Raw genomic sequence first — 26,726 nt, 5'->3', positions numbered from 1 at the left:
AGGCCGATGCCACGGCAGCGGAGCCGACCCCCGACTCCACCCTGCCCGTCCTGGTTGACCCGGTGCCACTGACCGTGCCAGAGAAGTGCGCCGCCCAGAGGCACCAACTGCGCATCAGCAGGGCGTTCTCGGGGAAGGACACGGCCACGTACGGGGAGATGCAGGACAAGCTGACGAGCCTGAACTACCCGGCGGCGCGGATCCACCGCATGCCGGACTTCTCGGGCGAGCCCGTGGCAAGGCTCGACGTGCGCGTGGGGGCCGAGCACTTGGCTCTGGAGGTCACCGACATCAACAACGGCGTGATGGTTGAGGCGTTCGGCGCTCCGGAGGGCGTGAGCGTGACCGAGGTACGGCTGGAGCGTCAGCTGGACCCGCCCACATCATAGGCTGGCACCGCAGCCATCGCCGCGCCCCTGTGCAGAGGCTTGGCCGGGGGGCTGGCAACTCCCGCGTCATCGCTGCCGGATCCACCAGAGGAATGCCCCGACCAGCGCACCGTCGGTATGTATCGACACCGACATGCGACCTGGTCCAGGTACCAGCGCTCGGCGCTGACGCGGTGCCACGCCGTCGCCTCGTCCCAGCGGTACCCGTCCCAGACGTACACGTGGTTACCGTTCCAGCGCTCTTCCCCGTAGTGGCCCTGGCGGTCGTCGTTCGTGTACCAGCCGCGGGGTGCGCCCCAGCTGTCGTCCTGTGCCTCGTGGTGAGCGCTCTGGTATCCGTCCGCGCGGTCGCCGCCGGTGGCGAAGGCGGTGCTCGCGGACTGCGTGTGCTCCCCGGGTGCCGAGGCCGTCGCCACTGACGCCGTGCCGCTGACTCCGAGAAGGGCTCCGCCTGCCAGCGCCGTAGAAGCGACAGCAGTCGAGACGCGCTTGATCCACTTGTTCATGGCCATCTCCTTGTGATGTGCCGCGATTCCGTTGACCGGGCGGCCGTCCTGTCCGTGATCCGGGGAATCCGGATCGGCCGGGCGCCGAACTGTGAGGATCATCCGGAGGGGACCCTCATGTTTGTTGTGAGGCTCATCACAGCACGTCGGAGGGGTCGACTGGCACGAATGACGCGACGGCGGCCGAGGCGGCGGGCGCCGGTTCTGACCTGCAGGAACGGGCATCCGGGACCCGGGGCGCCGACGCCAAGCTCGCGCTGGGAACCGCCGGGATCAGGCGCCGCCTGCGCCGCGACCTGCACACAGGGGATGTCGTCCAGCATTACCGCCCGGCTCTCCCGCGGCCGACGCGCACCGCGTGCCGCACACGGTGTCGCCGACGCGGACGGCCGCGCTGGCCAAGCCGGCACTCCGCGACCGGGGCAGGTGAGCAACGGCGCTTTCCTGGAAGGGAACCCACCTTTTTTTGGCGGGGCCGCTGCCGGCCTCTTGAGGGCAGCCGTTGGAGCAGCACGGTTCTTTGCATGGCGCCGGTATGGGGGACAGACGTAGGCCGGAAGCGATGGCGCGGCACGGTCATCGCCAAGGCGCGGGTGAACATGCACCGCAAGAAGGCCGCCACCAGCACCGGCATCACCATCGAGACCCGGGCCCGGTTCGGCTACACCGCCCCCGTCGGCACGACCGACGACCCCCGGATGCGGCGCCTGACCGTCCACCTCCCCGCCGCGTACGCCAGCCGCCTCTTCGAGGCCCAGCAGCAGGGTGCCGGCGACGCTCAACTTCGCGAAATCGTCGTCGAAGGCCTGCAGGAAATCTGTTTCAAGGACAACGGCCGCCGCGCCGACCACCTCGCAGTCGAGCTCATCGAAATCGACTACATCGACGTCTCGTTCTGACGAGGAGAGGCCATGCCCGAAGGCTTAACCGACAGGTGAGCCGAAGCGCGATAGTTGTCACAAAAGCAGACCGACTGTCACCAAAGCCTCTGGTGGACGCCCGGCGACGCGCCCGGATGGACACGAAATCAAGCCGCTGACCGCACTGTTGAGCCAGTGGTCCCTCTCGTGGAAGCTTGTGGGGTGAACGAGGACGGCGCATACATGCTGAGAGAACTCCAGTCGCTGGATCCCGCGGTGCGCGCGGACGTCCTGCGCGTGCTGGACTGCGTAGTGCGGGGCCTCCCCGCTCACTGGCAGCGCCGCAGGGGGGTACCGCAGCTCATGGTGTTCCTCGACGGCCCAGAGAACGTGCGGATGGAGAAGATCACCCTGCGGGAGCTGTCCGAGCACGGGTATCTCGACGAGTTCAGCCGCTGGGCCGCCGGCGTCCCGGCATCGAAAGCCAGGAAGCACGGCTGTGCCGCTCTGGTCCACGGGAACCGTATTCACGCGAGGATCAACCGGATCGGCCCCATCGGATCGGGCCGGCACTTTCCGGACACCTTCGTCTCCGTCCGCACCGTGCACCGGGATCTGCGAATGAGCCCATCGTTTTCGCTCAAGTTCGACGTCGAAGGACGGTTCTTCCCGCGGCTTGTGTTTCACGAGTGGGTGTTCGACACCATCGCCCGCGCCCGGCAGAGCTGACCCCGGGTCGAGTACTCCTGCCGTGCCGGGGAAGCTCTTTGGCCGCTGCCGCGCAACGCAGCCGATCACAGAACGTGGTGAATGCCACGGGCGTTGCTCCGGAGCGTGTGGGGGAGCGGCTGGCCGGGGCGCCCCCAGGCGGCGGCCGAAGCCGCTTCTGCGAGCGGCTGACCTTCCTGCGTGACACACGCCTGGATGCCCGCGGCAGGAAGCTCTCCCTCCGGAAGATCGCCAGCGAGGTCAGCGCGTCCTACGGCGTCAGCTTGTCGTACAACAACGTGCACTATCTCCTGAACGGGCGCAGCGAGCCCGGGCGGGAAGTCGCCGCCGCCTTGGAGAGGTTCTTCGGCGTGCCCGTGGGATGGTGCTCACTCAGCGAGAGCGAGGCACTTGCCGCGCATGTCGCCCCGCTCCTCCAGCAGTTGAAGACCGTCAAGGCGTACCGCCGGCTCCCGGCTCCGGGAAGGTGGAGAAGGACGGCTGAGCTCCCGGTCTGCGTAGACGGCCCCCGCTCCGGCGATTCGGTGGCGGGGGCCGTCGGGTTCACGGGCTGTGAGGGGCTAGCGGTTCCTCTTCGCCAGTCGCAGCTTGTCTTTCAGCCGGTCGTAGGCCCTGCCGAGCGCGGTCAACCGCGCGACCGAACGGGGCATTCCAACGGGAAACACGCCAGTCTTCTCCTCAATTAGGGGGATCACCGGGAGCAGTGTCGGCCCAGGATGGAGTGCAGGGACACCATTGGCCTGGGACCGTCCGGATTTCGTCTGCAGGCGAGGGCGTTCACGGCCCAGTTGGCGTGGTCGTCGCCGCTACTTGGGCCCCTTCTCGGGGCCTGGCGGTCATCTCGAGGGTGCTGGGCCGGACCGTGGCCCGGGCCACCGGGCGGATGGTCTGTCCAGGGGTGAGGTCGAGCCGCCAGGTCCGGGTGAGCGTTGCGATCGCGGTGGTGATCTCTGCCTGGGCGAAGCGGTCGCCGATGCACTTGTGCTTGCCGGCCCCGAAGGGCAGCCAGGCCCCCTCCGGCAGCTCCTGCTTCTCGTCCAGCCAACGGTCGGGATCGAACGCCAGGGGATCGGGGAAGAAAGCCGGGTCGCGGTGCAGGGCATGCTGGCAGTACGCCAGCTCGGTTCCCGCGGAAATCTCCCACTGGCCCAGGCGGGTCGGCTCCAAAGTGCGGCGGGTGACGAGCCATCCGGTGTGGTGCAGGCGCAGCGCCTCGGTGATCACGCGGCCCAGGTAGGGCAGGTTGGGCAGGTCGTCGAAGGTGATCGGGCGGTCACCGAGCACGTCGTTGAGTTCCGCCTGCAGACGGGCATCGATCGCGGGGTAGCGGGCGAGTTCATAGAGCACCCAGGACAGCACGGACGCGGTGGTCTCGGTGCCGGCTACAGCCAGGGTGAGGACTTCGGAGCAGATCTGGTGGCTGGTCAGCGGCCGGCCGGTCTCCTCGTCCGTCGCCTGAAGCAGCAGGGAGAGCATGTCGCCGGTATCCCGGTCGGCGGCGCGGAGTTCGGCGACCGCGGCGTCGATGGTGGCGCGGACGGCATCCCGGGCGGCGGTGAAGCGCCGGTTCGCGGGCAGCGGCAGCTTCTCCACCCAGTCCGGCAGCATGATGCGGGCGCCGACGCCGTTCATGACGACGGACAGGTCGCGGCGCAGCTGGTGGAAGGCCTGCTCGTCGATGCTGCCGGAGAACACCGTCGCGGAGAGCATGTCCAGGGAGAGCTTGACCATGACCTCGCGCACATCGAGGACTTGGCCGGGACGCCAGCCGTTCATCGTGGCGGTGACCTGCTCGCGCATGAGATCGACGTACCGGGTGATCTCGGTGTGGCGGAAGGCGTGCTGGAGTTGGCGGCGTTTGCGGACGTGCTCGGCGCCCGCAGCGGTGACCACGGAGTCGCCGAGCAGTTGGCCCATCTTTTCGAAGAAGCGGCCCTTGTCGAGGGTGGAGGCAACCTCGACGAGCATGGTGCGGATCAGTGGGGGGTCGTTGAGGACGATGGTCCGCTGGCCGGGCTGCAGCTGGATTTCGACGAGCGGTCCCTGGTCGCGCAGCGAGGCGATGAAAGCGAGGTTGTTGCGGATGAGCGGTATCGCGTGGCCGAGCAGCGGAAACGATCCTGCTGCCTTGGGTATGGGGGGAGGCGCAGCGATGGGCACGGTCAATCCCTTCACGGAGATGGCACCGTGATCAATTCCCGTGGCGTTTCAGTGGGCAATCCCGTCCGGTGCGTGGCGTTGGCCACGTGTAACCCGCTTTTCGGGGCTACCGAGCCCGTGTGCGGTCCGAAGTCGCTTCCTGCGCGGCAAGTTGGGCTGAAGTGGAGGCGAGGTGGTCCAGGGCGGCGGTCACCACGGGATGGTTCGGATAGCCGGCTACCGGGATCAGGTGGGCCCGCTGGCGGGTTGCCGGTACGCCGTCCCAGGCGAGCGCCGACGGACTGGGCTGGTGCTGCGGCGGCTGGTCCTGCACTTCCGCGCCGTCCCGCAGCCGCCGCGCGTGCCGCACGGCGGCCGCCGCCGTGAGGGCGTCGACGTCGACACGTTCCGCCTGGTGCTGCTTCAGCCTGGCGCTGACGGGCTCGTCGGCGGCAGCGCTCGTCCAGGGGTGCAGTACCCGGATGTCGTCGAGGATTTCGACCACGAGGTCGGTGAGGGCGTACCGGCTGTTCCACCGAGTCGCATATCGAGGGCCGGGCTGCCTGGTGACCGTGACGGCTTCCCGCAGGGGGAGCAGGGCCTGGTGGTCGCGGCGCTCGGCTGCGCGGGCGGTGAGCGCCGGCCTTGCGAGACCGTAGCCGGCGACCAGGGCGCTGCTGCTGGCGACCGAACCGAGCGCGGCCAGGACATCGAGGCCGTGCTCGCGCTGGGAGGCGGCCAGTACGGCGGTCGCGGTCCCCGCGACGTAGACCAGGTCGAGCGCGACCGCAGCGGCGAACAGCCGCAGGCTGTGGGCGAGTTCGGGGCGCTCGGGCAGAGCGATCACCTCGTCCGGTCCGCGGCACTGGCGGACCGTCGCGACGATGTCGACGACCAGGGCCGTCAGGGTCGGGCCTGAGCGGCGAAGACGGCGTCGACGTACGGTCCGCGCAGCTGCACCGGCCCGACTCGATTCCCGTGCACGGTCATGGAGACGTAGTGCTCGAAGCGCTCCATGGTGGCGACCCGGTCGGTCGCGCGCGCCACCACCACCACTGTGCAGGCAACGCACGCCCCCACCGCACCCGCCCCCACCGCACCCGCTGAGCTGCACGTATGCCGTATCGCCGCAGGTCGCGGCCGCGTAGCGTGGACGGTACGCGGCAGGCACGCCGACGGGGGCGCTGCACCGTACGGGCGGGGGAGCGGCAGGGCGTACGCGGGTCGCGATCATGGGTCCCCTCGGAAGCGTCAGGCGGCCTGCCTTCGCAAAAATTTTCCGCCCCCTCCCTCTCCGAACCCGACGGTCACGGACCGTGACGAAACCCTCCCCGCCCCCGACCAGGGGGTATGGGGTTACCCGTCGGTGTATACGCCCCTTCCTCACCGGCGGGTAGGCCGGACCCCTCCGACACGCCCGGCGCAGGATCGGCATAGACAAGGCGAATCGGACACCCCCTCGGTAACTCGGCGTGGAGGCTCGGCCGGAGCTCCACGATGGCGTCGGCGTCTGCCTCGTCGCCCTCCTCGTCGCGCCAGAGGCAGACCCGCACGTGCTTCGCCCGGTGAAGGCCGCGCGTCTTCCACTCGGTCATCAGGTCGACGAGGACGAGTGAGAGGGCGTACTGGGGGCCCTCGCTCGAATCGTCGGCGGTGATCGTGCCCCGCCACCGTTCGGGGTCGCTGCCGTAGGGGCGCCATCCCTGCGAGCCGTGCGGCTCGAACACCCGGTACACCCAGTCCGTCTCGGTGCCCATAGCACCGATCCTGCCACTGCAAGGAGCATCGTGCGCCGCATCGGGATCGACGCCTGCCGAGCGCGGGTGGGCCGGCTACAACAACTGCCCGGACGTCATCGAGCTGGACGACGGGGACTTCCCCGTGATCGGGAAGCTCACCTTTCTCGGGCTCAGCCTCGATTCGGGCACCGAGCTGCTGGTCCGGCTGAAGGAGCAGGGCGCGTCCGTCGGTGACGACGAGACGGTGGTCGTGGTGCCGCGCGACTGCATCTTGGCCGCGGCGAAGCAGCTCGTGGCCGAGGGGCAGCGAAGCAGTCGTGGGCCCTTCCTCGGCAGATCACGATGCCGATACTCAGCGTAGGTTCAGCGCACGCCGCGCCGCGTTGATCACGTTGTGGGCGTCGGCTCCGTACACCGTGGACTCCTGGAGCGTCTTCCAGGTCCGCAGGTAGAGGGCGATCGAGTCGGAGTCGTCGAGCCACAGCTCCGCGTGCCAGGTCTCGGTGACCACCTGGCGGTCGTCGTAGATCCAGAAGCCCAGGCCGGGCGGAACCTTGAGCGACGCAGTGAGCGGCACGATCCCCAGCTCCACGGTGTCCATGCCGATGACGCCGTGAGGCGGTCGAGCTGGACGGCGAGCACCGAGGGCGGGCAGACCAGCGAGCGCTACACCGGCTCCCACAGGAGGATGCGGTAGCGCCTGCCCCGTTGTAGAGCAGCTCCTGGCGCTTCATGCGGGCCCGTACCGCCTCCTCGATGCCCCGCGGAGACCTGTGCGGTTCGGCGGAGCGGGTGAGCACGGCGCGTGCATGGTCGGGCGTCTGGAGGACGCCGACGATCCACGAGGACTCCCATGCCCGCAACACCTTCGAGTTGGCCTGCGCCTCGTTGTGGGCGTCCGTGCCACGCGTGCCGCGCTGCCTGTGGGCGTCCTGCACGGGCTTGTGCCCGCCGACGAGCTGCCGCCGCCAGGAGCGGATGTGCGGCTCGAGCCTGCCAGCGGGGCGCGCAGCTCCTCGCACGAGTCGGGCCGGCCGCATGCCGCCGCCCACTGGTACAGGTCGTCCGGGCTGGCAGTCTGCTTGCCCAACTCCAGCTTCGAAACCTTCGAGTTGGGCAAGTCTGCCTCCCCCGTGGCGGATGGGCGGGGCCTCTTCGTGCTTCTGTCACTCAGCGGAGCGTTGGCATTTTCCAGAGATTCAGCCCGCAGAACAGAACGTGGAGGCCGTCCGCGACGACATCCGGCACGAGCCGGTCGCGGGCGGCCTCCAGGTCCGCGGGGGTGAGCCGCGTCAGAGGATCGCACCCGGCGTGTAGCCCGCGGCCTCCGGGTGCTGCTTCACGACTTCCTCGACACGGCCGACGACGGCGGCGACCTGGTCGGCAGCGGCACCCGTGAACGACAGCTTGTCGGCCATCAGCTCGTCGAGCTGGGCGCGGTCCAGCGGGATGCGCTCGTCCGCTGCGAGCTTGTCGAGCAGTTCGTTGCGCTCGGCGCCCTGCTCACGCATGGCGAGTGCGGAGGCGACGGCGTTCTCCTTGATGGCCTCGTGCGCGACCTCGCGGCCGACGCCCGCGCGCACCGCGCCCATCAGGACCTTGGTCGTCGCGAGGAACGGCAGGTAGCGGTCCAGCTCACGCGCGACGACGGCCGGGAAGGCACCGAATTCGTCGAGGACGGTGAGGAAGGTCTCCAGCAGGCCGTCCAGCGCGAAGAACGCGTCGGGCAGCGCGACTCGGCGTACGACCGAGCACGACACATCGCCCTCGTTCCACTGGTCGCCCGCCAGCTCGCCGGTCATCGACGCGTAGCCGCGCAGGATGACCATGAGGCCGTTGACGCGCTCGCAGGAGCGGGTGTTCATCTTGTGCGGCATCGCGGACGAGCCGACCTGGCCGGGCTTGAAGCCTTCGGTGACCAGCTCGTGCCCGGCCATCAGCCGGATCGTCTTGGCGAGCGAGGACGGGGCGGCCGCCAGCTGCACCAGTGCGGTGACGACCTCGTAGTCGAGAGAGCGCGGGTAGACCTGGCCGACGGAGGTGAAGGCCTGGGAGAAGCCGAGGTGCTGGGCGATGCGCTGCTCCAGGTCCGCGAGCTTCGCCGCGTCCCCACCGAGCAGATCGAGCATGTCCTGCGCCGTGCCGACCGGGCCCTTGATGCCGCGCAGCGGGTAGCGGGCAAGGAGCTCCTCGACCCTTCCAGACGCCACGAGCAGCTCGTCGGCGGCGGTCGCGAAGCGCTTGCCGAGGGTGGTGGCCTGGGCGGCCACGTTGTGCGAGCGACCGGCCATGACCAGCTCGGCGTACTCACCCGCGAGCTTGCCGAGGCGGGCCAGGACGGCGACCGTGCGGTCACGCATCAGCTCCAGCGAGAGCCGGATCTGCAGCTGCTCGACGTTCTCGGTGAGGTCCCGGGACGTCATGCCCTTGTGTACGTGCTCGTGCCCGGCGAGGTCGTTGAACTCCTCGATCCGCGCCTTCACGTCGTGCCGCGTGACCTTCTCGCGCTCGGCGATCGAGGCGAGGTCGACCTGGTCGAGGACGCGCTCGTAGTCGGCGATGGCGGCGTCCGGCACCTCGATCCCGAGGTCCTTCTGGGCCCGCAGTACGGCGAGCCAGAGCTGACGCTCCAGCTTCACCTTCTGCTCGGGGGACCAGAGCGTGGCGAGCTCGGCGGAGGCGTAGCGTCCGGCGAGGACGTTGGGGATACGGGGCTTTGCGGGCGCGGCAGTCACGTGTAGGGAGTTTACCCGGCGTCCGGTGGGGCTCCGTACGTCCACACAGTTCAGAGCCCCGCGGCCAGTCTGATGAAGCTCTAAGGACGGATGCCGTCGCAGGCGATCGGGAGGTGGCGCGGACCGCGAAGCACCGCGTTTTGCCGGTAGGGCGGCGGGTCCTCCAGCAGCCGCGGGTTCTCCAGTCTGCGGGCCAGCTCGCTCAGCGCGAGCTGTGCCTCCAGCCGGGCCAGGGGGGCGCCGAAGCAGCTGTGGATGCCGCTGCCGAAGCCCAGGTGCTGGATGTCCCCGCGTTCCGGGTCGAACCGGTCCGGGTGATCGAAGCGGTCGGGGTCGCGGTTGCCCGATGCCAGCACCAGCCACAGGGACGCGCCCTTGGGGATGGTGACTCCGCGGACCTCGATGTCGGCGAGCGTGGTGCGCTGCGGCACCAACTGCACGGGTGGCTCGAAACGGAGCAACTCCTCGACGATCGGGACGGACAGTTTGGGGTCCTCGCGCAGCCGCCCCAGGACGTCGGGGTTGCGCAGCAGGGTCAGCATGCCGTTGGTGATGAGGTTGACCGTCGTCTCGTGACCGGCGATCAGCAGGAGTGCCGCCGTGCTCAGGACTTCCATCGTCGTCATGGCGCCGTCCGGCCCGTGCGAGGAGGCCAGCTCCGACAGCATGTCGTCGCCGGGCTTCTTGCGGCGTTCCTCGATGAGCCCGGCCAGATACATGCCGAGTTCCGTGCGGGCGTTGTGCACGATCTTGTCGCGCTCCTCGCGATCGGCGTCCGGGGCGGGATCCAGGCCGGCGGCGATGGTGTCCGCCCAGGTGTGGAACCGCGACTCGTCCTCGCGCGGCACCCCCAGCACCCGGCAGATCACCGTCACGGGGAAGGGATAGGACACCTGGTCGACCAGGTCGATCCGATCCGGGTTGTCGATCCCGTCGATGAGCCCGGAGACGATGTCCTTCAGCTCGCCGTGCATGTCGTAGACACGTCGAGGGGAGTGCGGCGGCCCGAAGGGCCGGTTCGTCATACGCCGCAGCCGGTCGTGCTCCGGAGGGTCGAGCCGCAGGAAGCTCGGCGGCAGCGCCGTCTCCTCCTGTGCGTCGGCGGCCAGCGGGTCGGCCGCCGGCGACTTGAGATTGCGGGCATCGGAGCTGACCCGCGGATCGTGCAGCAGGCTCTGGATGTCGTAGTACTTGCTGACGACGTACGGTCCGTCCGCCTCGTGGAGCACCGGCGTCTTGCGGAGCTCCTCGTACAGCGGATACGGATTGGCACGGTGGGCGTAGTCGAGAATCTCCCGCAGGATGGCTTGCGTCATGGTGCGTCCTCGTGAGCGTCGGATCAGTGCCGAGCGGGGGTGAACGTCAGCCGCCGGTCGTCCGGCGCATATCCGCTGAGGGTGACGGTCGGGCCGTGCGTGGGCACCGACGGGTCGGGGAAGTCCGCGTCCCTCGGGTGCTGCCCCTCGAGGCGGCGGTCCACCGTGGGGAAGGGCGGGGGGAAGGGCGCTGTGGTCTCGATCTGCTGTTGGTAGAACTGCAGCCACTTCGACTGGTCGAAGGTGACAGCCCCGATGACGCGTCCCTGATACCCGTACACGCCAGTGAATCTGCGCTCGTTGAGGGCGCCCTGAGCGATGACGATCTCCGTCCCCATCGTCGGCACCCCGACGGACTTGATGTTCACACCGAACTGGGAGGACCAGAAGGCGGGCACCCAGATGTGCGGGCGGCGGTCCGCGCTTTCACTCATCATGTTGTGCGCCGCGGTCTCGGCCTGGGAAACGGCGTTCCCCCAGTGCTCCAGGGACAGGAACTGGTATCCGAACAGCGGATGCGGGGACCGTGCGACATCTCCGGCCACGTAAATGTCGTCGGTCACGATGCCCCGGATGTCGAAGGCCCGGCAGCCGGCGTCGCAGGCGATGCCACGAGGGCCCGCGCCGAGCCCGGATCCGGCGAGCCATTCGGTGTTGCGCGTGGCACCGAGGGCGACGACCACCACGTCCGCCTCGACGGAGTTCCCGTCGGAGAAATGGGCGGTGCGGACGCGTCCCGTGGAGTCGCCCTCGAGACCGGTCACCATGACGCCGCAGCGCAGATCGACGCCGTTCTCGTGGTGCAACTCGGCCGCGACCGCGCCGATGACTCCGCCGAGCGCTCCGACCAGGGGTGCGGCGGCCCGTTCGGCCACGGTGACCGCGATACCGCGTTCCCGGCAGGCGGAGGCGATCTCCGAGCCGGTGAACCCCGCGCCGATCACAAGGACCCGGCGGGGGCTCTGCGCGAGCGAGCGCTCCAGCGCGTAGGCGTCGTCGCGGGTGCGCAGCACGAACACTCCGTCGAGCTCCGCCTCGTCCTCCTTCGGCCACGGTCTGGCCCGTACACCGGTGGCGATGAGCAGCCGGTCGTACTCCACCTCGTCGCCGTCGCCCAGCCGAACCCGCCTGGCCGCCATGTCGAGACCGGTGGCCGGCACTCCGAGGCGCCACTCCGCGTCGATCGCCCGGCGCCGGGGCAGGAGGGTGTGATCCGCTGTCGCCCTGCCCAGCAGGATCTGCTTGGACAGCGGGGGGCGGTCGTAGGGCTCGTACGGCTCGTCCCCGATCATCGTGAGCGAGCCCGTGAACCCTTCCTCGCGCAACGTCTCCGCGCCCCGCAGCCCCGCCAGGGAGGCGCCGACGACGACGATGCGCCCGTCGCGCTTGAGCCGGTCCAAAGATCCGTCACCGCTCACCGGTCGCCTCCCGGTCGGGTCCGGGGGGCCTCGGCCGAGGGATCCGCCTCCACGAGGATGGCCTGGACGGGGCACGCGGCGACGGCTCGCGCCACTTCCTCGTGCCTCTCCTCCTCGGCCAGCGGGTTGTAGAGCAGCGACTCTTCTCCATGCATGGCAAACACATCGGGAGCGAGGAACGCGCACTGCGCGTATCCCTGGCAGCGGTTGAGATCGACGACAAGCCTCACCGAGGATCCGCCTTTCCGTAGCCCCCTCTCGCTCCGTCCTCCTCAGCATGCGCGAGTGGGTGCGAAGCCGCGCGCCGAGGCACCCGTCGGGTGCGCAACTCACCGCGCACCCGCGGAAGGGAGCGGCTCGCGGAGACCGACGCGCAGGATGTGGATGCTGACGACCAGCGCCCAGGCCGGGAAGACCAGCTCGGACCAGGGCAGGCCGGACCCGAAGATGAGCATCACAAGGCCCGCGAGGTACCCGAGGACGGCGAGCGGACGGGGGAAAACGCCGAGGCGGTGCGCGATGGTCGAGGTGGTGAAGACGAACACGGCCGCCATGCGGAGCGCGTACGTCGTCATGAGCGTGTACGCGAACTGGCGGCCGAAGCCCGAGGGCTGAGCCTCATTCAGTACGGTGCCCGCCGCGGCGCCGGCACCGAACGTGGTGGCGACGAAGACCAGTCCACTGCCCAGGAACACGGTGGCGATGAATCTGTCCTCGGCGTCCCCGACCTGCGCGCGCAGAGCGCCCATGAACCACAGGAAGAAGATTCCCGCGAACGGGAGGATCTCCAGGGCCACCCGCACCGCCCACCTCTCACCCGGATCGACCTTCGCGTCGGCGGCGTTCCCCGCGGGGATGGCGATCCGCACCAGTACGATCGCCGCCGCCATCAGGACGGCGAACACCGCCCCTGCCATACCGGCGGCCCGCGGCGTCCGCAGGCGCTCGTCCCTCGGCTCCATCGACGCTCGCCTTCTTTTCCGATTCCTCTCTCGGTCCAGAAAGCAGGCAGTGGCGCGCCCACGCCATCGGTGACAGCCACGGGAGTGACGGGCCCGGGCTCGGCCTACGAGGCGTCCGCCAGCTCCGCCAGGATGTCGCCGTGGCACAACTCGGGCGCGCACCAGCACGCCAGCGTCTTGCCGCGCAGGGCGGGCACCTGGGCGAGGAGGTCGGGGCGCTCGAGGAGATACGCCCGGTACTTCTCCATGACCTCGGCCCGCGGGCCGTCGCGCTTCTTGGTGGGGGTGTCGGGCGCGAACGGGTTGTAGAGCGGGTGCTGCGGGAGGTCCCAGTGGCCGATGGTCCAGCGGCGACCGATGTAGACGAGGTCGGCCGGCGCCTTTTCCAGCCGGGGGCCGAAGTCGTGGATGCGGCCCTTGAGATTGATCACGGTGGTGGGCATGCGGCTCCCTTCCGCCGTATGTCTACCCCACCGGCCCCTCGTACGGCAGCAGCTCCGGCCGCTTGGCCGGGAGTCCGTCACCCGACGAGCGGCCCGTCAGCCGCCGTCCTATCCACGGCAGCAGGTGCTGCTTGGCGAACCGGGCGTCGGCGGTGCGGCGCGTGACCCAGCCGGGCGGCGCCGTGGCCGGCATCGGCGTGCGCCACTCCGCGTCCTCTGGCTCGTACCCGAGCGTCTGCCACACCGCCTCGGCGACGCGACGGTGCCCCTCGGCCGTCAGGTGCAGCCGGTCCACGTCCCATATGCGGGGGTCGGCGAGCGAGGGCGCCCCGTACAGGTCGACCACGAGCGCGCCGTGCCGCTCGGCGAGGCCGTCGACGACGGCGAAGAGCTCCTCCATGCGCGGCCGGAATCGTTCGAGCACCGGGCCGTTGCGGCCCGGGCTGCGCATCAGGACGAGCTGGTTGCAGGCGGGGGCGAGCTTCTCCACGGCCTCCTCCAGGAGACCGCGGACGCGTCCCATGTCGACCTTGGGGCGCAAGGTGTCGTTGAGCCCGCCGACCAGTGTGATCACGTCGGGCCGCATCGCGGCCGCGACGTCCACCTGCTCTTCGACGATCTGCCCGATCAGCTTTCCGCGGACCGCGAGGTTGGCGTACCGGAAGCCGGGCGTCCGTGACGCCATCCGGGCCGCGAGGAGATCGGCCCATCCGCGGTAGGAGCCGTCGGGCAGGAGGTCCGACATGCCCTCGGTGAAGGAGTCGCCGACCGCGACAAGGCTGGTGTAAGTGGCATTCGTCTGCATGGCGGAAAAGATGGTATCCGGACGGCATACCCGTCGGTCGGTCGGGCCACCCGGACGCGGACGCCCAGGTGGCGCGGCCTGCTTACACCGGCTGCCCGAACAACTCCCGCAGCACGTCCTCCATGGTCACCAGCCCCGCGAGCCGCCCGTCGCTGCCCATGACCGCCGCGAGGTGCGTACGACTGCGCCGCATGGCCGTCAGTACGTCGTCCAGGGGAGTGCTCTCCCGGACGCGGGCGATGGGCCGCATGTCCTGCACGCGGAAGGCCAGGTCGCGCGGCATGGCGTCGAGCGCGTCCTTGACGTGCAGGTAGCCGACGATGCGCCGGCCCTCGTCGACGACCGGGAAGCGGGAGAAGCCGGACTCGGCGGCCAGCCGTTCCAGTTCCTCCGCAGTGACGCCCACGCGCGCGTGGACGACGCGTTCCACGGGGAGGACGACGTCGCGCACAGGTCGGCGTCCCAGCTCCAGCGCGTCGTGCAGTCGCTCCTGGGCGCGGTCGTCGATGAGCCCGGCGGCGCTGGAGTCCTTGACCAGCCGGGCCAGTTCGTCGTCCGAGAAGGTCGCCGTGACCTCGTCCTTGACCTTGACCCGCAACAACTTGAGCAGCCCGTTCGCAAAGGCGTTGACCGTGAAGATCACCGGGCGCAGCGCGCGCGAGAGCCCGACCAGCGGCGGGCCGAGCAGCAGTGCGGTGGGCACCGGCTCGGCGAGCGCGATGTTCTTCGGCACCATCTCGCCGAGCAGCATGTGCAGATACGTGGCCAGAGTGAGCGCGATGACGAACGAAACCGCGTGGCCCGCGCTCTGCGAGACGCCCACCGCGTGGAACACCGGCTCCAGAAGGTGTGCGATCGCCGGCTCGGCCACGATGCCCAGGACCAGCGTGCACAGGGTGATGCCCAGCTGCGCGGCCGCCAGCAGCGCGGACACGTGCTCCAGACCCCACAGCACACTGCGCGCCCGTCGGTCGCCCCGCTCGGCGTGCGGCTCGATCTGGCTGCGCCGCACCGAGATCAGCGCGAACTCGGCGCCCACGAAGAAGGCGTTCACAACCAGCGTCGCGAGGCCGATCAGCAGCTGTACGGCGGTCATCGCTCCCCCTCCTCGTCGTCGAGCGGTGCGTGTGACAGCACGCGCGCGGCTCGCCGCCCGGAGGCGTCCACCACTTCGAGGAGCCACCCGGCGACCTCGACGGTGTCTCCGACGGCGGGAATGCGGCCGAGCTCGGCCGCCATGAAACCGGCCAGCGTCTCGTACGGTCCCTCGGGCACCCGCAGCCCGACCCGTGCCAGCTGGTCGGTGCGGGCCGATCCGTCGGCCGAGTACAGCGCCCGTCCTTGGTCATCGGCGCCCGCCGGGGCGAGATCGGGCGTCTCGTGCGGGTCGTGCTCGTCCCGCACCTCGCCGACGACCTCCTCGACGATGTCCTCCAGCGTGGCGACGCCGGCCGTGCCGCCGTACTCGTCGATGACCATGGCCATGGTGCGCTTGCCGGACAGCCGGTCGAGCAGCCGGTCGACGGTCAGTGACTCCGGCACGAACAGCGGCTCACGGATGATCTGGGAGACGCGTGTACGGGCCCGTAGTTCCGCCGACACGGCGAGCGCGTCCTTGATGTGCGCGATGCCGACGACCGAGTCGAGGTTGCCGCGGTAGACGGGGAAGCGGGACAGTCCGGTCGCCCGTGTCGCGTTCGCCACGTCCTCGCAGGTCGCCTGCACATCCAGCGCGATGACCTGTACGCGCGGGGTCATCACGTTCTCCGCGGTCAGGTCGGCCAGGTTCAGCGTGCGCACGAACAGCTCGGCGGTGTCCGCCTCCAGGGCGCCCTGCTTGGCGGAGTGCCGGGCGAGCGCCACCAGTTCCTGAGGTCCGCGTGCGGAGGCCAGCTCCTCGGCGGGTTCGAGGCCGAAGCGTCGCACGATGCGGTTCGCCGCGTTGTTGAGGTGCGTGATGAACGGGCGGAACGCGGCGCTGAACCAGCGCTGCGGCGTCGCCACCCGTTTGGCCACCGCGAGCGGCGAGGAGATCGCCCAGTTCTTGGGCACGAGCTCGCCGACGACCATCAGGAAGACCGTCGACAGGGCCGTACCGATGACCAGGGCCACCGAGTTCGACGCGGAGGGCGAGATCCCGACCGACTCCAGCGGACCCGCGATCAGTTTGGCGATCGACGACTCCGAGAGCATGCCGACGACCAGGTTGGTGACGGTGATGCCGAGCTGAGCGCCGGAGAGCTGGAAGGTCAGATTCCGTACCGCTTTCAGGGCACCCGAGGCGCCGCGCTCACCGCGCTCGACGGCCCGCGCCAGCTCGCTGCGCTCGACCGTGGTCAGCGAGAACTCCGCGGCGACGAAGGCGCCACAGGCCAGTGAGAGCAGGACCGCCACCAGGAGGAGGAGCACTTCGGTCATCGGGTCACCTCCGTCCCATGGTCGGCCAGGGGCGGGGGGATCGCGCGATGTCGGGTGCTGGGAGGCTCGCCCATGGGCGGACGCTCACGCCTTTCCTTGGAGGATCGAGTGATCCTCCAATAGTAAAGGATCGGCAAAAGGCTCTCGTCGGCGGTGGGTCCTAGGGCCTGTCGTCACATTCCCGTCGTCGCCCGAAGGGCGGCTCCGCGGCGTCTGGTGCGTGCTCTCGGCGTGTCGGGCGGAAGTCCTCGTACTGGACGTACTTGGGCTTTCGCCCGGTGCGGCGAGAGTGCGTGCCAGGCGTCGCGGGGCAGACGGGAATGTGACGACAGGCCCTAGGCGGTGAGCGGCTTCACCCAGCGGCGCCAGTGCTCCTCGGGCGCATACCCGGCCGCCCGCCAGGCGTGGTGCGCGCTCTCGTTCCGCTGGAGCACCATCGCATCGCCGCGGCGCCCGCCGAGCCGTACGAAACGCTCCTCGGCCGCGGCGAGGAGCGCCGAGCCGATACCGAGACGCCGCCGCTGCGGGTGCACCGCGAGACGGTACAGATGACACCGCCAGCCGTCGAAGCCCGCGATCACCGTGCCGGCCAGCTCGCCGTCCTGCTCGGCGAGGATCAGCGCTTCGGGATCACGGGCGATCAGCCGCTCCACGCCGCCGCGGTCGTCACTGATGCTGGTGCCCTCGGCGGCCACCTTCCAAAAGGCCAGCACGGCGTCGAGGTCGTCGGGTGTCGCGGCCCGTATACGCAGGTCAGTCATGCCGCGATCCCATCACGAGGCCTCGCCCTCGCTACGGAAATTCCAGTATCCGGACGTCACTCGCCGCGCAGCGCCTCGACGACGGGGGCGAACGCCTCCATGTTCGGCTCCAGCACCGTCAGATAGGAGAATCCGTACCGCTCCCGCTGCGCCCGCACCTGCTCGATGATCTGCTCCAAGGTGCCCACCAGCACGATGGGCAGCTCCAGGACCTGTTGCTCGGTCAGGTGGGGAATGCGGGGCAGCCAGGGCTGGACGGCGGCACCGCGGTCGTCCGTGACGGTGACGATCTGCATCAGCAGGTTGAGCTCGGCGGGCTCCTTGCGCCCGGCGGCGGACTCCCGGAACCGGCTGACGCGTTCGTCGAGTTCCTCGGCCGTGAGGGGCTCCAGCGTGCCGCCCTCCAGAGTGCGCGCGCCGGTGAAGGCCGCGATGTCCGCGTGCTCGGCGGTGAGCCGCAGCATCCGGTCGCCGTTGGCGCCGATCAGCAGCGGCACCCGAGGCTTCTGCACCGCCTGCGGAATGGGGGTCCCCCCGCTTGAGCGCAGCCGAGACTGGGGGAGCGCCTCCGAGCCGAGGAGTCGGTCCAACTCCTCCACCGTGCGCTGAAGATGGTCGACCCGCTCACGCGGCGAACCCCACGGGAGATTCGCGGCCTCGTGCTCCGCCTGTACGTAGCCGGTGCCGAGGCCGAGTTCGAGACGTCCGCCGGTCAACGCGTCCGTGGTGGCCACCTCGCGGGCCAGCAGTGTGGGGTTCCAGAAGCCCGTGTTGAGCACGAACGTGCCGAGGCGGGGCCGCTCGGTCGCCTCGCCTGCGGCGACCAGGGCGGGGAAGGGGGCGGGCATGCCGAGATGGTCGGCCACGGTGATGACGTCGTAGCCGAGTTCCTCGGCCCGGCGGCACTTGGCGCGCCATTCGTCGGCGGGCGCGAGGCTGAGCAGGTTGACGCCGAAACGGAAGGGACGCGGCATGAACTCTCCTTGTTCGGAGGCGACTTGAGGCGAGTGCATCACTCGTGCGCGATCGCCGCCAGCACATTCATGCGCGATGCACGCAACGCCGGCAGCAGCGCCGCCACGATGCCCACGACCGCCGAACCGACCACCACCGCGATGATCGTCGTCCAGGGGATGGCGAGCGACTTCATGCCCTGCAGCGCGAGCACCTGCTGGATGCACACACCCCAGACGATCCCCAGTGCCAGCCCGAGGACCGCGCCGAACACGGCGATCACCACCGACTCCAGGCGGATCATCCGGCGCAGCTGGCGCCGGGCGAGCCCGATGGCGCGCAGCAGCCCGATCTCGCGGGTGCGCTCCACGACCGACAGGGCGAGCGTGTTGACGACGCCGAGCACCGCGATGACGATCGCGAGGCCGAGCAGCGCGTAGACGAGGTAGAGCAGCACGGCGATCTGGTCGTGGATCAGCTTCTTGTAGTCGGCCTGGTCGAGGACCTTTGCCTGCGGATACGGGTCGAGCGTCTTCTCCAGCCGCGCGCGCAACTGGTCGGCGCCGGTACCCGAGGCCGCGTTCACATACAGCGCGGAGTCCTGCCCGCCGGGCAGGTACCGCTCGATGGTGTCGAAGCCGAAGTACAGACCGCCCTGCATGCCGAAGCCCTCGGCGGCGTCCTGGTCGGTGAGCGCCGCCACCGTCAGCTCGGTCTTCCGTTTGGCGGGGAATTCGACGGGGATCACGCTGCCGAGGCGCACGTGATGTTTTCTTGCGAACTTCACGTCCATGGCGATGTGTCCGTCGCCGAGCGCCGCCGCGGTGTTCCCCTGCGCGTATGTGACGTGGGCGACGTCGTCCAGCCGCGGATCGTAGGCGGCGGCGGTCGTCTCGATGCGCTTGCCGTCCGGCAGCCTGACCGCGACCGGCGTGAACCGCTGGCGGACCACGAGCCCGGCGCCCTGCGTGCCGCGTACCTTGTCGGTGAGGTCCTGCGGGAACGGCACGAAGTTGCTGTTCTGGATCACGAAGTCGGCGCCCAGTGTCTTGTCGATCTGGTGGTCGAAGGACTTGGTCATGGACGCGCTGGCCACGGACATTCCACCGACCAGGGCGAGGCCCACCATCAGGGCGGCCGCGGTGGCGCCCGTGCGCCGCGGATTGCGCAGCGCATTGCGCTGGCTCATCCGGCCGACGGAGCCGAAGACCGCGGGGAAGGCCCCACCCAGGACCCTGATCACCGGCCGCACCAGGAGCGGACCCGCGATCACCGTGGCGATGAGCGTCAGGACGACGCCGAGTCCCAGCAGTGAGGCGGCCGTCGAGGTCTTCGACGACGCGGCGCACCCCGCGAGCGCGGCGGCACCGAACGCGCCGACGACCGTGCCCACCACGGCGCGCACCCGCAACGGCCGACCGACACCGGCGACTTCGGCGTCCGCGAGGGCCGCCATGGGGGAGACGCCCGCCGCGCGTCTGGCCGGGAGATACGCCGCCACGAAGGTGACGCCGACGCCGACGACGTACGCCGAGACGGGTGTCGCCCAACCGATCACCATCTCGGTCGACTTGAGGTTCATGCCGAACGCCGTCATGAGCTTGATCAGGCCCAGCGCGAGCCCGATCCCCGCGGCGAGTCCGAGCGTCGAGCCGACCAGGCCGAGCAGCAGTGCCTCGGTGAGCACGGACCGGCGCACCTGACGCCGGTCGGCGCCGAGCGCGCGCAACAGGCCCAGCTCACGGGTGCGTTGGGCGATCAGCATCGAGAAGGTGTTGACGATGAGGAAGACGCCCACGAGCACGGCGATGCCGGCGAAGCCGAGCATCACGTACTTGATGACGTCGAGGAATCCGCCCAGTTGGGCGGCGGCGGACTTGGCCTGTTCCTCTGCGGTCTTCAAGTCGTAGGTTTTCGTGCCGAGTTCGGCGGCGATGCGCTGCTTGAGCTGGGCGTCGCCGACTCCTGGCGCCGCGTCCACGGAAATGCTGGTGGCGGCGGCCGGGCTGCCGAGCAGCCTGGTCTGGGCGGTGGGGGTGTCGAGGAAGATCAGCGCGGCACCGGGGTTGGTGGTGGTGAAGGTGGCGATTCCGACGATCCGCACCTTGAAGGGGCCGGGCTGTGCCTGCACCGTCAGTGTGTCGTCGATGCGGACGTGCTTCTTCTTTGCGGTGTCCGCGTCCAGGAGCGCCTCGCCGTCGCCCCGGGGCTCATGACCGGAGGTCAGCTTCACCGGGCTGCGCTCGGTGACCTCCCAGTTGGTGACGATGGTGGGGGCGCCCGTAGTCGGACCGACCGACTCGTGTTCGCTGTCGACGACCGTGGCGTTCTCCACCGCCGCGTCCACATGGGTGGCGGCGACGCCGTCGACCTTCGCCAGTCGCTCCGCGAGCGAGGCGGGCACGGTCTGGGTGGCGCCGGTCGGGATCTGCGAGCTGAGATCGTTCTTCGGCTCCACGGTCACATCGGCCGAGGTGGAGGCGAAGAGCCGGTCGAAGGTCCGGGTCACCGTGTCCGAGAAGATGAGGCTGCCCGCGACGAACGCCACGGACAGCACCACGGCCAGCGCCGACAGCAGAAGCCGCCCCTTGTGCGCGAGAAAGCTCCGCAGAGTCGCTTTGAGCACGCCCGCCTCAGTCCTTCTCGAGGGTTACGTCGCCGGAGTCGCCGTCGAGAAACGCCGCGCCGGGGCTGTCATCAAGGGGTACGTCGCCCGAGGTGCCGGCAGGGGGCGCCCCGTCGGATCCGCCGCCCCCGCCGTCGAAGGTCACCCGGATCGTGTCGAACCGCTTCATCCGCTCCAGCACCGCCTCCGCCGAAGGCCGCTCCATCTCGTCCACGATCCGCCCGTCCCCGAGGAAGAGCACCAGATCGGAGTGGGCGGCCGCGCCCGGGTCGTGCGTCACCATGACGACGGTCTGGCCCAGTTCGTCGACCGCCTCGCGCAGGAAGCCGAGGACTTCGAGCCCCGCGCGGGAGTCGAGATTGCCCGTCGGCTCGTCCGCGAAGATCAGCTCGGGGCGTGAGGCGAGCGCGCGGGCGCAGGCGACGCGCTGCTGCTGGCCGCCGGACAGTTGTGCCGGCCGGTGCTTGAGCCGGTCGCGCAGACCGAGCGTGTCGATGACCTGATCCAGCCACTTCTGGTCGGGTTTCTGGCCCGCGATGTCCATGGGCAGCGTGATGTTCTCCGCCGCGTTGAGCGTCGGGATCAGGTTGAACGACTGGAACATGAAGCCGATCCGGTCGCGCCGCAGCCGGGTCAGCTCACGATCCTTCAGCCCCGTGATCTCGGTGTCGCCCAGCCACACCTGTCCGGCCGAGACGCTGTCGAGCCCCGCCAGGCAGTGCATGAGGGTGGACTTCCCGGAGCCCGACGGACCCATGACCGCGGTGAAGCGCCCGCGCGCGATGTCCACGTCGACCGAGTCGAGGGCGAGCACCGTCGTCTCGCCCGAGCCGTATGCCTTCGTCAGGCCGCGGGCGCGGGCGGCGATCCCATCCGCCTCCGCGCGGCCGACGGCATGCTCCGGAGCAGGTGTGGACAAGGCCGCCTCCTAGGTGATGGACGTCCTGACTCCCTTGTCCGGCCGAGCCTAATGTGATCCGAGGCACACTCGGTATCCCCCAGAGGTCCCGCGCGTTCTCCGCCCCAGGTCGTGCCCCTGATATCCGTGTAAGGGGCACGCTCCACCCGCGCCCTCCACCCCTCTCTCCGTCCGAGGCTCTCTTGCCGGTGCTAGCAATTCGGCGCTAGCTTCAAAGCATGGCGAAGACACAGCTGAACGTACGGGTGGACGAGGGCACGGCCCGCGCCGCCCGCGAGCGAGCCCTGGAGCGCGGGATGAGCGTGAACCGCTACATCGAAGAGCTGGTCAGACAGGACACCGGAGAAGTGGGCCACACCTTCGTGGACGCCGCCGCCGATTTCATGAAGCAGTACGAGTCCGTCTTCGCCGAGGAATTCGGCGCGGACCGCGAAGGCACACGCGAAGGTCGTCGTTGATCCCTTGAGCAGTCTCAGAGTCGACCTTGCCTGGCTCCTCATGATCGCCGAACAGAAGACGCCCGGAGATCCCCAGGTCACCGACTGGGGAGCCCTCGTCGCCGCCGTCAGCCGGCACGAGGCGGAGATATTCGGCATTCCCGTCTACGATAGCCCGTACGCCCGCGCCGCCGCGCTGCTCCAGCTCCTGCTGCACGTACCGGCGCTCGAACGCTCCAACGCGATGTTCGCCTCGGCCGTCGCGTACGCCTATCTCGTCGCCAGCGGTCTGAAGGTCGTCACCTCGCCCGAGCAGGTGCGCGATCTGGCCCGCCTGGTGAAGGGCGGCGACGCGACCGTGCACGACATCGCGCAGCAGCTGCGCCAGTGGAGCCTATGAGGCCGGGCGCCACGCCGTGCCGAGCACGCAGTACGAGGTGGGCAGCCGCGGCCCCTTCTCGGGCATCAACAGCTGCCGGTAGGGACCGAGTTCGAACCCGGCGTCGCGCAGCGCCGCGATCGGGTCGCGGGCCAGATGGCAGCCGCCGTTCAGCCGCGGCCACACGGTGCGGTCCAGGCCGCGCTGGGTGTAGGCCATCGCGCGCCCGCCGCCCTTCCCGTGCTCGAAGAACCGCAGGGTGCCGCCGGGGCGCAGCACGCGGCGCAGTTCGGCGAGCGCGCGTGGCACATCGCGCACGCTGCACAGCACCAGCGAGACCACGGCCGCGTCGAACGCCTCGCTCTTGACCGGCAGAGCCTCCGCCGCGCCCGGCACCACGTCGACGGGAACGTCGGAGCGCAACGCGGCCTCCACCGCCAACTGCCGTAGCAGCCGCTCGGGTTCGATGGCGACGACCTCCGAGACGGCGCTCGGATAGTGCGCGAAGTTCAGACCGTTGCCCGCGCCGATCTCGATGACCCGCCCGGACAGCCCGGCGAGCATCCGCTCGCGCACTCCGCCCATGCCCAACCGCGTCTCGGCGGTCACGCTGATCCGGGCGTAGTAGCGGGCGAACAGCGGATGGTGCACGGGGCCCCGTGTCACCTTGCCGGAGTCGGCTGACCTGAGCGGCATGACGGACCTCCCGGGAGGACGGGTTTTACGGTGATTGTCCCCACGGGGCGTCCGCCACACGCGTTGCGCCGACCTCCGGGCACAGCTTTCCGCGACTCTCAGGGGGCGTGGGACGAGGCGAAGGCACTCGCGTTCCACCTGCCGCCCAGCGTGGGTGCCAGCCAGCTCGGCGCCCCCGCACGGAAGTCGGCCGGCGGGTAGGCCCCCGCGCCTGACGGCAGCGCACCGAGCAGTGGGGCGCCGGACACCGTCGGCAGGTCCGCGAGGTTGCAACGGGACGCCAGGTCCGCGTCGTCGGGCCAGCTGCCGATGACCACACCGGCGAAGTCCAACCCACGGAGCCGCAGTTCACGGGTCGTGAGCTCTGTCGTGTTGAGCGTGCCCAGTCCCGCGGAGGCGACCACGAGCACCGGCGCGTCGAGGAGCCGCGCCGCGTCCGCCAGGGTGCCCCCCTCGTCGTCGAACCGTACGAGCAGTCCGCCCGCCCCTTCCACCAGCACGAGGTCGTGCTCGGTGGCCAGCTTGGCCGCCGCTTCCGCGACCTCCCGGGGTCGAACCGGCGCAAGCGCGGCGCGTCGTGCGGCGGTCGCCGGCGCCAACGGCTCCGGGTACCTGGCGAGTTCGAGTGTGGTGACGGTGCCCGCGAGCCGGGCCACCTCGTCGGCGTCACCGCGCTCGTCCGGACGTACACCGGTTTGGGCGGGCTTGAGTACGGCCACGGACCGCCCGGACGCCACGGCCACCGCGGCGACGGCGGCCGTCGTGACCGTCTTGCCGACCTCCGTGCCCGTGCCCGTGATCACCAGTACCGCCATGTCATCCCTCCCGAGCCGCCGCGCACACCGCGCGGGCGATCCGTGCCACATCGGCGTCGCTCGTGACGTACGGCGGCATCGTGTAGACGAGGTCGCGGAACGGCCGCAGCCACACGCCCTCGCGCACGGCGGCCGCCGTCGCCGCCTTCATGTCCACCTCGTGGTTCAACTGCACGACGCCGATGGCACCCAGGACACGCACGTCGCGAACCCCGGGAAGCTCCGCAGCCGGAGCCAGTCCCTCCCGCAGCCCCGCCTCGATGCGCTTGACCTCGGTCTGCCAGTCCTGCCCGAGCAGTAGGTCGATCGAGGCGCAGGCCACGGCGGCGGCCAGCGGATTGCCCATGAAGGTCGGCCCGTGCGCGAGCACCGGGACCTCACCCCGCGAGATGCCGTCGGCCACGCGCGAGGTGCACAGCGTCGCCGCCATCGTCATATAGCCGCCGGTCAGTGCCTTGCCGACGCACATCACGTCGGGTGTGACGCCCGCGTGCTCAGCCGCGAACAGCGTGCCGGTACGGCCGAAGCCGGTCGCGATCTCGTCGAACACGAGCAGCACGTCGTGCGCGTCGCACGCCTCCCGCAGCACGCGCAGGTAAGCGGGGGAGTGGAACCGCATTCCGCCCGCGCCCTGCACCACCGGCTCCACGATCACCGCGGCCAGCTCGTCGGCGTGCCGCTCGATGAGCTCGCGCAGCTGATCGGCGTACGACTCCTCGTAGGCGACCGGCGGCGGATCGGCGAACACCTGGCGCTGGAGCACGCCCTGCCACAGCTCGTGCATCCCGCCCTCGGGATCGCACACCGACATCGGCTGCCAGGTGTCCCCGTGGTAGCCGCCGCGCCAGGTCAGCAGCCGCTGCTTGCCGGGGCGGCCGAGCGAGCGCCAGTGCTGGAGGCACATCTTGACGGCGACCTCGACCGAGACCGATCCGGAGTCGGCGAGGAAGACGTGCTCCAGGCCCTCCGGCGAGATGTCGACAAGGCGCTTCGCCAGCCGAACGGCCGGCTCGTGGGTGAGCCCGCCGAACATGACGTGGCTCATGCGCCCCAGCTGGTCGCGCACCGCGTCGTTGAGCACCGGGTGGTTGTAGCCGTGGATGGCCGACCACCAGGACGACATGCCGTCGACCAGTTCACCCGAGCCGTCGGCCAGCAGCAGGCGTACGTCGCTCGCCGACTCCACGACCAGCGGTTCCTGGCGGCCGGGCATCGGCCCGTAGGGATGCCAGACGTGCCGTCGGTCGAGGTCGAGCAGTTCCTCGACGGACAGGTCAGGCATTGGGCGCGAGATCCGTTCCGGCGCCTCGGCGGCGTACGGCGACGAGGTCCGTACGGGCGTCAGTGGGCTTCTCGGCAGAAGCCGCTGAAGCCACAGAAGCCGCTGAAGCTACAGAAGCCGCAGAAGCCGCAGGAGCCGACGAAGCGGAACCGCACACGGAGCCCCCCTCGTGGGACCCGCACCCGGCACTCTCGTGCGAGCCGCATCCGGCACTCCCGTGGGACCCGCACCCGGCGTCCGCGTGCGAGCCGCACCCGCCACCGACCGAACCCCGGTGCTCCGGCAGAGTCACCTCGCCCGCGCTCTCCACCTCGAAGCCGGCGTCGGCGATCATGTCCAGGTCCGCCTTGCCTGCCTGGCCCTCACTGGTGAGGTAGTCGCCGAGGAAGATCGAGTTGGCGAGGTGCAGGGCCAGCGGCTGCATGGTGCGCAGATGGACCTCGCGGCCGCCCGCGATGCGGACCTCGACGTCAGGGCAGACGAACCGGACCATCGCGAGGATGCGCAGACAGCGCTGCGGGGTGAGGTTCCACTCCTTGGCGAGCGGGGTGCCCTCGAAGGGGATCAGGAAGTTCACCGGAACGGAATCGGGGTCGAGCTCGCGCAGCGAGTAGACGACATCGACGAGGTCCTCGTCCGACTCGCCCATTCCGGCGATCAGGCCCGAGCAGGCGGACAGCCCCGCCGCGTGCGCCTTCTGGACCGTGTCCACCCGATCGGCGTACGTGTGCGTGGTCGTGATGTCCCCGTACGTCCCCTCGGACGTGTTCAGGTTGTGGTTGTACGCGTCCGCGCCCGCCTCGCGAAGGCGTTCGGCCTGGCCGTCGGAGAGCAGGCCGAGGCAGGCACACACCTCGACGTTCTCGTTCTGGTCCTTGATCGCCTTGATGGTGTCGGAGACCCGGTCCACGTCGCGGTCCGTCGGGCCGCGGCCGCTGGCCACCAGGCAGACCCGCTTGGCGCCCCCGGCGAGTCCGGCCGCCGCCGCCTGCGAGGCCTCGTCGGGCTTGAGCCAGGTGTACTTCAGGATGTCGGCCTTGGAGCCGAGCCGCTGCGAGCAGTACGAGCAGTCCTCGGGGCACAGGCCCGACTTGAGGTTGACGAGATAGTTGAGTTTCACCCGTTGCCCGAACCAGTGGCGGCGCACCTTGCCGGCCGCGGCCACCACGTCGAGCACGTCGTCGTCGGAGGTGGCCAGCACGGCCAGAGCTTCGTCCCGGGTCGGCAGCTCGCGCCGAAGCCCCTTGTCCACCAGCGTGTTCAGCAGGTCCATGAGGTCCGATCCTGGCCTATGCGACCGCTCTCGGCCAAGGAGAGTTTGCACAACAGAGACGGTTCGACGTGTGGGTATTGCCACATCCTGGGCGGCTGGTCCGGCCGCTAGGGTCTGTGCACTGC

The 26,726-nt window shown here is 70.0% G+C and carries 27 protein-coding genes and 3 pseudogenes; 6 read left to right on the top strand and 24 right to left on the bottom strand.

The genetic code is table 11. The features are described from left to right. Nucleotides 1–389: pseudogene (locus IEY95_RS04230) on the top strand (hypothetical protein); the annotation flags it as partial. On the opposite strand, the gene IEY95_RS04225 reads toward IEY95_RS04230, so the two are convergent. Beyond that, the gene (locus tag IEY95_RS04225) at nucleotides 365–895 is read right to left on the bottom strand and encodes a hypothetical protein (protein ID WP_189184432.1); all 531 of its coding nucleotides are present in this window, start codon (nucleotides 893–895) and stop codon (nucleotides 365–367) included. The pseudogene IEY95_RS04230 and the gene IEY95_RS04225 overlap by 25 nt on opposite strands. A gap of 524 nt (nucleotides 896–1,419) precedes the next feature. Here IEY95_RS04225 and tpg point away from each other — a divergent pair. Both tpg and IEY95_RS04215 read left to right on the top strand, forming a co-directional pair. Beyond that, nucleotides 1,420–1,794 (top strand): telomere-protecting terminal protein Tpg, encoded by a 375-nt coding sequence (gene tpg / locus IEY95_RS04220; protein WP_189184431.1) that lies wholly within the window; start codon nucleotides 1,420–1,422, stop codon nucleotides 1,792–1,794. 324 nt (nucleotides 1,795–2,118) lie between these two features. Beyond that, complete coding sequence (locus tag IEY95_RS04215) at nucleotides 2,119–2,484, top strand: hypothetical protein (protein WP_189184430.1); 366 nt, start codon at nucleotides 2,119–2,121, stop codon at nucleotides 2,482–2,484. Nucleotides 2,485–3,261: 777 nt separating this feature from the next. Here the strand turns inward: IEY95_RS04215 and IEY95_RS04210 are convergent. From IEY95_RS04210 to IEY95_RS04195, 4 genes are all read right to left on the bottom strand, one after another. Continuing rightward, nucleotides 3,262–4,644, bottom strand: a complete 1,383-nt coding sequence (locus IEY95_RS04210; RefSeq protein ID WP_189184429.1) for a cytochrome P450 — start codon at nucleotides 4,642–4,644, stop codon at nucleotides 3,262–3,264. A gap of 106 nt (nucleotides 4,645–4,750) precedes the next feature. Next, nucleotides 4,751–5,470, bottom strand: coding sequence for a DUF6545 domain-containing protein (locus IEY95_RS04205; protein WP_189184428.1), 720 nt, complete (start codon nucleotides 5,468–5,470; stop codon nucleotides 4,751–4,753). Between the two features lie 56 nt (nucleotides 5,471–5,526). Further along, nucleotides 5,527–5,670, bottom strand: coding sequence for a hypothetical protein (locus IEY95_RS04200; protein WP_189184427.1), 144 nt, complete (start codon nucleotides 5,668–5,670; stop codon nucleotides 5,527–5,529). Between the two features lie 260 nt (nucleotides 5,671–5,930). Continuing rightward, complete coding sequence (locus IEY95_RS04195; protein WP_189184426.1) at nucleotides 5,931–6,380, bottom strand: hypothetical protein; 450 nt, start codon at nucleotides 6,378–6,380, stop codon at nucleotides 5,931–5,933. Here IEY95_RS04195 and IEY95_RS04190 point away from each other — a divergent pair. Continuing rightward, nucleotides 6,373–6,723: a hypothetical protein gene (locus IEY95_RS04190; protein ID WP_189184425.1), complete on the top strand. Its 351-nt coding sequence runs from the start codon at nucleotides 6,373–6,375 to the stop codon at nucleotides 6,721–6,723. The two genes, IEY95_RS04195 and IEY95_RS04190, sit on opposite strands and share 8 nt — an antisense overlap. Here the strand turns inward: IEY95_RS04190 and IEY95_RS04185 are convergent. From IEY95_RS04185 to IEY95_RS04120, 15 genes and pseudogenes are all read right to left on the bottom strand, one after another. Beyond that, nucleotides 6,715–7,482 (bottom strand): annotated as a pseudogene (locus IEY95_RS04185) (DUF5753 domain-containing protein). The gene IEY95_RS04190 and the pseudogene IEY95_RS04185 sit on opposite strands and share 9 nt — an antisense overlap. 77 nt (nucleotides 7,483–7,559) lie before the next feature. Continuing rightward, nucleotides 7,560–7,658, bottom strand: a pseudogene (locus tag IEY95_RS48710) (mismatch-specific DNA-glycosylase); the annotation flags it as partial. Then, entirely contained in the window at nucleotides 7,655–9,097 is a 1,443-nt protein-coding gene (gene purB, locus IEY95_RS04180; protein WP_189184424.1) for an adenylosuccinate lyase, read from the bottom strand. The pseudogene IEY95_RS48710 and the gene purB, both read right to left, overlap by 4 nt. Nucleotides 9,098–9,177: 80 nt before the next feature. Next, entirely contained in the window at nucleotides 9,178–10,413 is a 1,236-nt protein-coding gene (locus IEY95_RS04175; RefSeq protein WP_189184423.1) for a cytochrome P450, read from the bottom strand. Between the two features lie 23 nt (nucleotides 10,414–10,436). Then, nucleotides 10,437–11,831 (bottom strand): NAD(P)/FAD-dependent oxidoreductase, encoded by a 1,395-nt coding sequence (locus IEY95_RS04170; RefSeq protein WP_189184422.1) that lies wholly within the window; start codon nucleotides 11,829–11,831, stop codon nucleotides 10,437–10,439. Then, the gene (locus IEY95_RS04165) at nucleotides 11,828–12,061 is read right to left on the bottom strand and encodes a ferredoxin (RefSeq protein ID WP_189184421.1); all 234 of its coding nucleotides are present in this window, start codon (nucleotides 12,059–12,061) and stop codon (nucleotides 11,828–11,830) included. Before IEY95_RS04165 ends, IEY95_RS04170 begins: the two co-directional genes overlap by 4 nt. A gap of 99 nt (nucleotides 12,062–12,160) precedes the next feature. Beyond that, nucleotides 12,161–12,793: a hypothetical protein gene (locus IEY95_RS04160; protein WP_189184420.1), complete on the bottom strand. Its 633-nt coding sequence runs from the start codon at nucleotides 12,791–12,793 to the stop codon at nucleotides 12,161–12,163. 104 nt (nucleotides 12,794–12,897) lie between these two features. After that, nucleotides 12,898–13,236, bottom strand: coding sequence for a DUF4326 domain-containing protein (locus IEY95_RS04155; RefSeq protein WP_189184419.1), 339 nt, complete (start codon nucleotides 13,234–13,236; stop codon nucleotides 12,898–12,900). Between the two features lie 22 nt (nucleotides 13,237–13,258). Then, nucleotides 13,259–14,041, bottom strand: coding sequence for an SGNH/GDSL hydrolase family protein (locus tag IEY95_RS04150; protein ID WP_189184418.1), 783 nt, complete (start codon nucleotides 14,039–14,041; stop codon nucleotides 13,259–13,261). Nucleotides 14,042–14,123: 82 nt separating this feature from the next. Next, a complete protein-coding gene (locus tag IEY95_RS04145; RefSeq protein ID WP_189184417.1) occupies nucleotides 14,124–15,137 on the bottom strand; it encodes a hemolysin family protein in 1,014 nt (337 codons plus the stop codon). Further along, nucleotides 15,134–16,459, bottom strand: a complete 1,326-nt coding sequence (locus IEY95_RS04140; RefSeq protein WP_189184416.1) for a hemolysin family protein — start codon at nucleotides 16,457–16,459, stop codon at nucleotides 15,134–15,136. The genes IEY95_RS04145 and IEY95_RS04140 overlap by 4 nt, the downstream gene beginning before the upstream one ends. Before the next feature lie 335 nt (nucleotides 16,460–16,794). Next, nucleotides 16,795–17,220, bottom strand: a complete 426-nt coding sequence (locus IEY95_RS04135; protein WP_189184415.1) for a GNAT family N-acetyltransferase — start codon at nucleotides 17,218–17,220, stop codon at nucleotides 16,795–16,797. 56 nt (nucleotides 17,221–17,276) lie between these two features. Further along, a complete protein-coding gene (locus IEY95_RS04130) occupies nucleotides 17,277–18,194 on the bottom strand; it encodes an LLM class F420-dependent oxidoreductase (RefSeq protein WP_189184414.1) in 918 nt (305 codons plus the stop codon). 38 nt (nucleotides 18,195–18,232) lie between these two features. Beyond that, the gene (locus IEY95_RS04125) at nucleotides 18,233–20,800 is read right to left on the bottom strand and encodes an ABC transporter permease (protein WP_189184413.1); all 2,568 of its coding nucleotides are present in this window, start codon (nucleotides 20,798–20,800) and stop codon (nucleotides 18,233–18,235) included. Nucleotides 20,801–20,807: 7 nt separating this feature from the next. Beyond that, entirely contained in the window at nucleotides 20,808–21,719 is a 912-nt protein-coding gene (locus IEY95_RS04120; protein ID WP_189184412.1) for an ABC transporter ATP-binding protein, read from the bottom strand. A gap of 218 nt (nucleotides 21,720–21,937) precedes the next feature. Here IEY95_RS04120 and IEY95_RS04115 point away from each other — a divergent pair, with 218 nt between their 5' ends. Both IEY95_RS04115 and IEY95_RS04110 read left to right on the top strand, forming a co-directional pair. Beyond that, nucleotides 21,938–22,177, top strand: coding sequence for a toxin-antitoxin system HicB family antitoxin (locus IEY95_RS04115; protein ID WP_189184411.1), 240 nt, complete (start codon nucleotides 21,938–21,940; stop codon nucleotides 22,175–22,177). Between the two features lie 4 nt (nucleotides 22,178–22,181). Further along, on the top strand, nucleotides 22,182–22,556 hold the full coding sequence (locus IEY95_RS04110; protein ID WP_189184410.1) for a fic family toxin-antitoxin system, toxin component: 375 nt from the start codon (nucleotides 22,182–22,184) through the stop codon (nucleotides 22,554–22,556). Here the strand turns inward: IEY95_RS04110 and IEY95_RS04105 are convergent. From IEY95_RS04105 to bioB, 4 genes are all read right to left on the bottom strand, one after another. After that, nucleotides 22,551–23,231 (bottom strand): class I SAM-dependent methyltransferase, encoded by a 681-nt coding sequence (locus tag IEY95_RS04105; RefSeq protein WP_189184409.1) that lies wholly within the window; start codon nucleotides 23,229–23,231, stop codon nucleotides 22,551–22,553. The two genes, IEY95_RS04110 and IEY95_RS04105, sit on opposite strands and share 6 nt — an antisense overlap. 98 nt (nucleotides 23,232–23,329) lie before the next feature. Further along, nucleotides 23,330–24,046, bottom strand: a complete 717-nt coding sequence (bioD, locus tag IEY95_RS04100) for a dethiobiotin synthase (RefSeq protein WP_189184408.1) — start codon at nucleotides 24,044–24,046, stop codon at nucleotides 23,330–23,332. A 1-nt stretch (nucleotide 24,047) separates the two neighbouring features. Continuing rightward, complete coding sequence (locus IEY95_RS04095) at nucleotides 24,048–25,328, bottom strand: adenosylmethionine--8-amino-7-oxononanoate transaminase (RefSeq protein ID WP_189184407.1); 1,281 nt, start codon at nucleotides 25,326–25,328, stop codon at nucleotides 24,048–24,050. After that, nucleotides 25,321–26,601 (bottom strand): biotin synthase BioB, encoded by a 1,281-nt coding sequence (gene bioB, locus IEY95_RS04090; RefSeq protein ID WP_189184406.1) that lies wholly within the window; start codon nucleotides 26,599–26,601, stop codon nucleotides 25,321–25,323. Before bioB ends, IEY95_RS04095 begins: the two co-directional genes overlap by 8 nt. Between the last annotated feature and the right edge of the window lie 125 nt (nucleotides 26,602–26,726).

The sequence above is a fragment of the Streptomyces albiflavescens genome (genome assembly GCF_014645835.1).
Taxonomy (GTDB): Bacteria; Actinomycetota; Actinomycetes; order Streptomycetales; family Streptomycetaceae; genus Streptomyces; species Streptomyces albiflavescens.
Note: the sequence above shows the minus strand (reverse complement) of the source record. Positions and strands in the feature narration are given on the sequence as shown.

Coding starts and splice junctions, on each gene's coding strand:
- IEY95_RS04225 (WP_189184432.1), bottom strand. CDS start 895: ATGAACAAGTGGATCAAGCGCGTCTCGACTGCTGTCGCTTCTACGGCG.
- tpg (WP_189184431.1), top strand. CDS start 1,420: ATGGCGCCGGTATGGGGGACAGACGTAGGCCGGAAGCGATGGCGCGGC.
- IEY95_RS04215 (WP_189184430.1), top strand. CDS start 2,119: ATGGTGTTCCTCGACGGCCCAGAGAACGTGCGGATGGAGAAGATCACC.
- IEY95_RS04195 (WP_189184426.1), bottom strand. CDS start 6,380: ATGGGCACCGAGACGGACTGGGTGTACCGGGTGTTCGAGCCGCACGGC.
- IEY95_RS04175 (WP_189184423.1), bottom strand. CDS start 10,413: ATGACGCAAGCCATCCTGCGGGAGATTCTCGACTACGCCCACCGTGCC.
- IEY95_RS04160 (WP_189184420.1), bottom strand. CDS start 12,793: ATGGAGCCGAGGGACGAGCGCCTGCGGACGCCGCGGGCCGCCGGTATG.
- IEY95_RS04155 (WP_189184419.1), bottom strand. CDS start 13,236: ATGCCCACCACCGTGATCAATCTCAAGGGCCGCATCCACGACTTCGGC.
- IEY95_RS04150 (WP_189184418.1), bottom strand. CDS start 14,041: ATGCAGACGAATGCCACTTACACCAGCCTTGTCGCGGTCGGCGACTCC.
- IEY95_RS04145 (WP_189184417.1), bottom strand. CDS start 15,137: ATGACCGCCGTACAGCTGCTGATCGGCCTCGCGACGCTGGTTGTGAAC.
- IEY95_RS04140 (WP_189184416.1), bottom strand. CDS start 16,459: ATGACCGAAGTGCTCCTCCTCCTGGTGGCGGTCCTGCTCTCACTGGCC.
- IEY95_RS04135 (WP_189184415.1), bottom strand. CDS start 17,220: ATGACTGACCTGCGTATACGGGCCGCGACACCCGACGACCTCGACGCC.
- IEY95_RS04130 (WP_189184414.1), bottom strand. CDS start 18,194: ATGCCGCGTCCCTTCCGTTTCGGCGTCAACCTGCTCAGCCTCGCGCCC.
- IEY95_RS04115 (WP_189184411.1), top strand. CDS start 21,938: ATGGCGAAGACACAGCTGAACGTACGGGTGGACGAGGGCACGGCCCGC.
- IEY95_RS04105 (WP_189184409.1), bottom strand. CDS start 23,231: ATGCCGCTCAGGTCAGCCGACTCCGGCAAGGTGACACGGGGCCCCGTG.
- bioD (WP_189184408.1), bottom strand. CDS start 24,046: ATGGCGGTACTGGTGATCACGGGCACGGGCACGGAGGTCGGCAAGACG.
- IEY95_RS04095 (WP_189184407.1), bottom strand. CDS start 25,328: ATGCCTGACCTGTCCGTCGAGGAACTGCTCGACCTCGACCGACGGCAC.
- bioB (WP_189184406.1), bottom strand. CDS start 26,601: ATGGACCTGCTGAACACGCTGGTGGACAAGGGGCTTCGGCGCGAGCTG.